Raw genomic sequence first — 4918 nt, forward strand, 5'->3', positions numbered from 1 at the left:
TCGGAAAAGCGCGCCCGCGAACGCGCCGCCGCGATTCGCCGCGCACGCAAGCTCGAGCGCAAGCGCGCCGAGCGCGAGGGCGCCCGCTAAGCGCCTCCGAACCAGACCCGTGTCCGTCGCCGAAGCCGCCCATCGCCCCGACCATCGCGGGAAGGCCGTCGCGCTGTGGCTTGGCTTCATCCTCGTCATCGCCGCCGGAGTCGCGCTCGCCTGGGTCGGCGCCCATTCGGTCAGCCAGCGGGTGGTCCAGGTCGCGACGATCCAGGCCGGCAGCGGCCCGACAATCCAGCCGCAGGACGGCGTGCTGATTGAATATGAAGGCCGGCTCGAGAACGGCAAGGTATTCGACTCGAGCGCTGGCAAAGGCCCGGTCCCGCTGCTCGCCAGCCAGGTAATTCCCGGCTTTGCCGACGCATTGTCGCGGATGCAGGAAGGCGGCCAGTACAAGATCCACATCCCGTCGAAGCTCGGCTACGGCGCCACCCCGCCGTCTGGAGCGCCGATCCCGCCCAACGCCGACCTCGACTTCGACATCAAGGTGGTGAAGGTCGTCCCCAACGCCGCGCTGATGCAGGGCAATCCGCCTCAGCCGGGGCAATAGAGACTCAGTCTGCGACCACTTCCGGAGGGTCCTCCTCCCCCTCCGCCTGACGGTGGCTGGCGTCGACCAGGACGACCTTGAGCGTGGCGAGGATCGGATCGGCGAAGAGGATCCCGAGAATCCCGAACAGGGCGCCCATCAGCAACTGCATCGCCAGCACCACCGCCGGCGCGAGGTCGACCGTGCGGCGCGCGATGTACGGGACGACCAGATAGCCGTCGATATTCTGGACGAAGAAATAGACGAAGATCGCGTAAAGTCCCTCGTGCGGCCCAGCGGAAAAGCCGACCGCGACCATCAGTACGCCCGACGTGATCGCGCCGATGTTTGGGATGAAGGCGAGGACCCCGGTGACGAGGCCGAGCAACGCCGCCATCGGCACGCCGCCGAGGCTCAGCATGGTCCACGTGAACACGCCTTCGAAGACCATCCCGACGAGTCGCCCGAACAGCAGTCGCCGCAGGGTGAAGCCGACATGCTCCGCCACCCGGTAGAAGCCGGCGCGCAGCCGCAACGGCAGCATCCAGGCGATCCCGCGGTCATAGATGCGCGGCTCGGAGGCGAGAAAGATGCCAATCACGATCATCGCGATGGCGCTGGTGAAGGCGCCGATCGCGCTGCCCACCGCGCTGGTCAGCCGGCCCACGCCGCCGAGCAGCTGGCTGCCGAGGTTGCTGCTCATCTCGGCTGGCGGGACCAGCCCGATCGAGCCGGCGAATGCCATCAGTTGGGTGAATTGCGCCGTCACCACCGCGCGCAGCGCCTCGGCCTGCGCTGCGATCGTCGTGCCGGCGAACCAGAACAGCCAGCCGATGAAGCCGAAGCCGAGCAGCAGCACGAGCACCAGCCGCCATGCGCGCGGGATCGGCAGGAAGCGGCCAAGCAGCCGTGCCCCGCCGTCGAGGAACACCGCGAAAATCGCGCCGCCCACGATCAGCAGCAGCGGCTGGGCGAGTACCACGATGCCGACGATGGCGAGCGCCATCCCGAGCCACACCGCCGCCTTGGCGATTTCCCGGCGCACGACCGGGTCGCGGAACTCCGCCGGTCCAGGCCGCTCGACGTGGGGCTCGGTGGTCGGCGGGCGGACGGCCATTCAGCCCTCGATTACCGGAGCGAAGTCCCGGCCCGGCCCGGCCGCAGCGCTTCGACCCAGCTCAGCGGGTTCCACCATTCGCTGGTCCCGTCGAGCGAGAATGTGATGAACTCGGCGCGCCCGCCGATATTTTCCCACGGCACCGGCCCGCCGAGGCCGCCCTGCCATTCGGGGACTCGGCTGTCCGCCGAATCATCGCGGTTGTCGCCCATCAGCCACACATGGCCTTCGGGGATCGTCACCGGCCCGAAATTGTCCTCGCTCGAGCGGCCGAGCTCGACCGTCTCATAGGAGCGGCCGTTCGGCAGCGTCTCGCGCATGACCGGCACGCGGCAGTACATCTGCCCGTCGGGCCCGTGGACGCGGAAGTCGTAGAGCGCCGGGTCGTGGTCTGAACCGCACGGCGAGTTCGCGTCGATCGGGATCATGTCGGGCTTCAGCGCCTGGCGCTTCACCGGCTGTCCGTTGATGTAGAGCTGCCCGTCGACCATCCGCAGCGTGTCGCCGGGGAGGCCGATCACGCGCTTGATGTAGTCGGTGCGCGTGCCGGGCGGGGTGACGATGACGATGTCGCCGCGCTCGGGCATCTTGCCGAACAATCGCCCTTCCATGGGGGGAATGACGTGGAAGCTCGGGGAAACCCAGGACCAGCCGTACGGATATTTGGTGACGACCAGCCGGTCGCCGGTGAGCAGCCCCGGCATCATCGATTCCGACGGGATGTAAAACGGCTTGGCGATCAGGCTGTGGAAGGCGAGCACCGCGACCAGCACCCACAAAAGGCCCTTGATCTCGCGCCATAGGGCCGAGCCCTTGGGCTCCGTCTTCTCGCCCGGCGGCGACGCCTGGTGGTCGGTGGTGGTCGCCTCGGGAACGGATTCGGTCAACACTCAGGGCTCCAGCTTGCGGGCGGTCAGGATCACGAAAGCCTGCGCCCAGGGATGATCGTCGGTCATCGTCAGGTGAATGTCGATGGCGTGGCCTTCCGGCGCAAGGGCGTCAAGCCGCGCCCTCGCTCCGCCGCTCAGCTGTAGCGTGGGTGCTCCTGACGGCAGATTAACGACTCCGATGTCCTTCATGTGGACACCGCGCCTGAAGCCCGTGCCGACCGCTTTGGAGAAAGCTTCCTTGGCGGCGAAGCGCTTGGCGAGCGTGCCGGCGCGGGTGTGCGGGCGCGACGCGGCCTTGGCCTGCTCGACCTCGGTGAACACGCGCCGGAGGAACTTGTCGCCCCAGCGCTCAAGCGATTTCTCGATCCGCTCGATGTTGCACAGGTCCGAGCCGATGCCGACGATCATCGTAGCTCCTCCGTGCAGGCAAAGCCCCATCGCTGCGCGATAGGGAGGAGCGTCACCGCGCCGAATCCATCAGCTCGCGCATCCGTGTCACGCTCGCGTCCAGTCCGGTGAAGATCGCTTCGCCGACCAGGAAATGGCCGATGTTGAGCTCGGCGATCTGCGGGATGGCTGCGACCGGGACAACATTGTCGAACGTCAAGCCGTGACCGGCGTGCGGCTCGATGCCGTTCTTGATGGCGAGCGCGGCGAAGTCCGCGATGCGCCTTAGCTCGGCTGTCCGGTCCTCGCCCCCAGCATGGGCATAGCGGCCGGTGTGGAACTCGACGACGGGCGCGCCGAGGCGCACCGCCGCGGCGACCTGCTCCTCGGTCGGCTCGATAAACAGGCTGACGCGGATGTCCGCCGACCCGAGCTTGTCAACGAAATAGGCCAAGTGAATGTGCTGCCCGGCGGCGTCGAGGCCGCCCTCGGTGGTGCGCTCCTCGCGCCGCTCGGGAACGATGCAGGCTGCATGCGGCCGATGCCGGAGCGCAATCTCGAGCATCTCCTCGGTGGCGGCCATTTCGAGGTTCAGCGGCAGGTCGATCTCGGCCATCAGCCGCTCGATGTCGCGGTCGGTGATGTGCCGCCGATCCTCGCGCAAATGGGCGGTGATCCCGTCGGCGCCCGCTTCGGCGGCGATCCTCGCGGCGCGCACCGGGTCCGGGTGGTCGCCGCCGCGCGCGTTCCGGATGGTCGCGACATGGTCGATGTTGACTCCGAGGCGGAGGCGGCCAGTCATGCCTTGAGGTCGCGGCTCCCGGGCTTTTCGGCGGGCAATGCCGCGAGCTCCGGCGGGAGATCGTCGGCGGGATAATCGGGGACGTCGAGGCGGACGAGTGCCACGAGCGGGACGCCGATGTCCGCGCGTCCGTTCGAGCGGTCGATCAGGCAGGCGGCGCCGATGAGGTTGGCGGAATGCTTGCGGATCGCGGCGATGCATTCGCGCGACGACAGGCCGGTCGTTACGATGTCCTCGACCATGACGACGCGAGCGCCGTCGGGGATTCGGAAGCCACGGCGGAGGCGGAATTCGCCTTCTTCGCGTTCGACAAACACGGCAGGGCAGCCGAGCGCCCGGGCCGTTTCATAACCGGGGATGATCCCGCCCATGGCCGGCGAGACGATGAGGTCGACCTTGCCGAACTCGGCGCGGATCTTGTCGGCCAGCGCGCGGCAAAGCCGCTCGGTCCGGTCGGGATATTGGAACACCAGCATCTTCTGCAGGAAGACCGGCGAATGCCGCCCCGATGAGAGGATGAAATGCCCCTCGAGCAGCGCGTCGGAGGCGCGGAATTCGTCGAGGACCTGGCTGTCTGTCATCATACCGGAGGCGGCTTTAGGCTGCCGGCATGCGCCCTTCAACAGCCGCTCGATTACATCTTCCGCACCGGCTTGAGGCTCTGCAAAGCCCGGCCTATAGGGCGAACGACCTCCGGCGGCGCAGGCCTGCGCTTTTCGGTTCCAATATGCTACTGGAGTGCTGATGAGACGGATTGGATGGGCGATTGCCTTGGCTGCGGCCTGGCTTACACCTGCTGCGGCGCAGGCGCCTGTTAGTGCACCTGCGGCCAGCACGCCCGCCGCCGCGCAGCCGGCGGCTGGGCCGGGAGATCACACCCGTCCCGAAGCGCTGCCGCCGGGCAGCCAGCCGACTCCGCCGGGCGGCTTCGCCCAGAATCCGGGTCAGCCCGAACCCGGCACCGCTCCACCGACCATGGCTCCGACCCCCGGCGTCGGCGAACCGGACGGGCGCATGATGCTGCAGGACCAGGTCACGCCCATCGGACGTGAGGCCGCGGCCTTCCACGATTACTGGCTGCTGCCGCTGTGCGCGGGAATCAGCATCGTCGTCTTGGCGCTGCTGCTGTGGTCGATCGTCCG

At 68.0% G+C, this 4918-nt stretch carries 6 protein-coding genes and 2 pseudogenes; 3 read left to right on the top strand and 5 right to left on the bottom strand.

Annotated elements, in window-relative coordinates:
• Both GH737_RS12920 and GH737_RS12925 read left to right on the top strand, forming a co-directional pair.
• Positions 1-90, top strand: a pseudogene (locus GH737_RS12920) (30S ribosomal protein S21); the annotation flags it as partial.
• A gap of 19 nt (positions 91-109) precedes the next feature.
• The gene (locus tag GH737_RS12925) at positions 110-601 is read left to right on the top strand and encodes an FKBP-type peptidyl-prolyl cis-trans isomerase (protein WP_155265214.1); all 492 of its coding nucleotides are present in this window, start codon (positions 110-112) and stop codon (positions 599-601) included.
• Between the two features lie 4 nt (positions 602-605).
• Here the strand turns inward: GH737_RS12925 and GH737_RS12930 are convergent, their stop codons facing one another.
• Genes GH737_RS12930 through pyrE form a run of 5 tightly spaced genes read right to left on the bottom strand, consistent with a single transcriptional unit; the run spans position 606 to position 4357 of the window.
• A complete protein-coding gene (locus GH737_RS12930; RefSeq protein WP_155265215.1) occupies positions 606-1697 on the bottom strand; it encodes an AI-2E family transporter in 1092 nt (363 codons plus the stop codon).
• Positions 1698-1708: 11 nt separating this feature from the next.
• Positions 1709-2587 carry a signal peptidase I gene (gene lepB / locus GH737_RS12935; RefSeq protein ID WP_230558804.1) on the bottom strand — a complete coding sequence of 293 codons (879 nt, stop codon included), beginning with the start codon at positions 2585-2587 and terminating at the stop codon, positions 1709-1711.
• Positions 2588-2995 carry a holo-ACP synthase gene (acpS, locus tag GH737_RS12940; protein WP_155265216.1) on the bottom strand — a complete coding sequence of 136 codons (408 nt, stop codon included), beginning with the start codon at positions 2993-2995 and terminating at the stop codon, positions 2588-2590.
• Between the two features lie 52 nt (positions 2996-3047).
• On the bottom strand, positions 3048-3776 hold the full coding sequence (locus GH737_RS12945; RefSeq protein ID WP_155265217.1) for a pyridoxine 5'-phosphate synthase: 729 nt from the start codon (positions 3774-3776) through the stop codon (positions 3048-3050).
• Complete coding sequence (gene pyrE, locus GH737_RS12950; RefSeq protein WP_155265219.1) at positions 3773-4357, bottom strand: orotate phosphoribosyltransferase; 585 nt, start codon at positions 4355-4357, stop codon at positions 3773-3775. Before pyrE ends, GH737_RS12945 begins: the two co-directional genes overlap by 4 nt.
• A 163-nt stretch (positions 4358-4520) precedes the next feature.
• On the opposite strand from pyrE, the pseudogene GH737_RS12955 reads away from it, so the two are divergent.
• Positions 4521-4918, top strand: a pseudogene (locus GH737_RS12955) (hypothetical protein); the annotation flags it as partial.

This window comes from Sphingomonas segetis (genome assembly GCF_009720245.1).
Taxonomy (GTDB): domain Bacteria; phylum Pseudomonadota; class Alphaproteobacteria; order Sphingomonadales; family Sphingomonadaceae; genus Sphingomicrobium; species Sphingomicrobium segetis.

What these genes read in the sequence shown, in the direction of transcription:
- GH737_RS12930 (WP_155265215.1), bottom strand. Translation starts at nt 1,697, where the DNA reads ATGGCCGTCCGCCCGCCGACCACCGAGCCCCACGTCGAGCGGCCTGGA.
- pyrE (WP_155265219.1), bottom strand. Translation starts at nt 4,357, where the DNA reads ATGACAGACAGCCAGGTCCTCGACGAATTCCGCGCCTCCGACGCGCTG.
- GH737_RS12945 (WP_155265217.1), bottom strand. Translation starts at nt 3,776, where the DNA reads ATGACTGGCCGCCTCCGCCTCGGAGTCAACATCGACCATGTCGCGACC.
- acpS (WP_155265216.1), bottom strand. Translation starts at nt 2,995, where the DNA reads ATGATCGTCGGCATCGGCTCGGACCTGTGCAACATCGAGCGGATCGAG.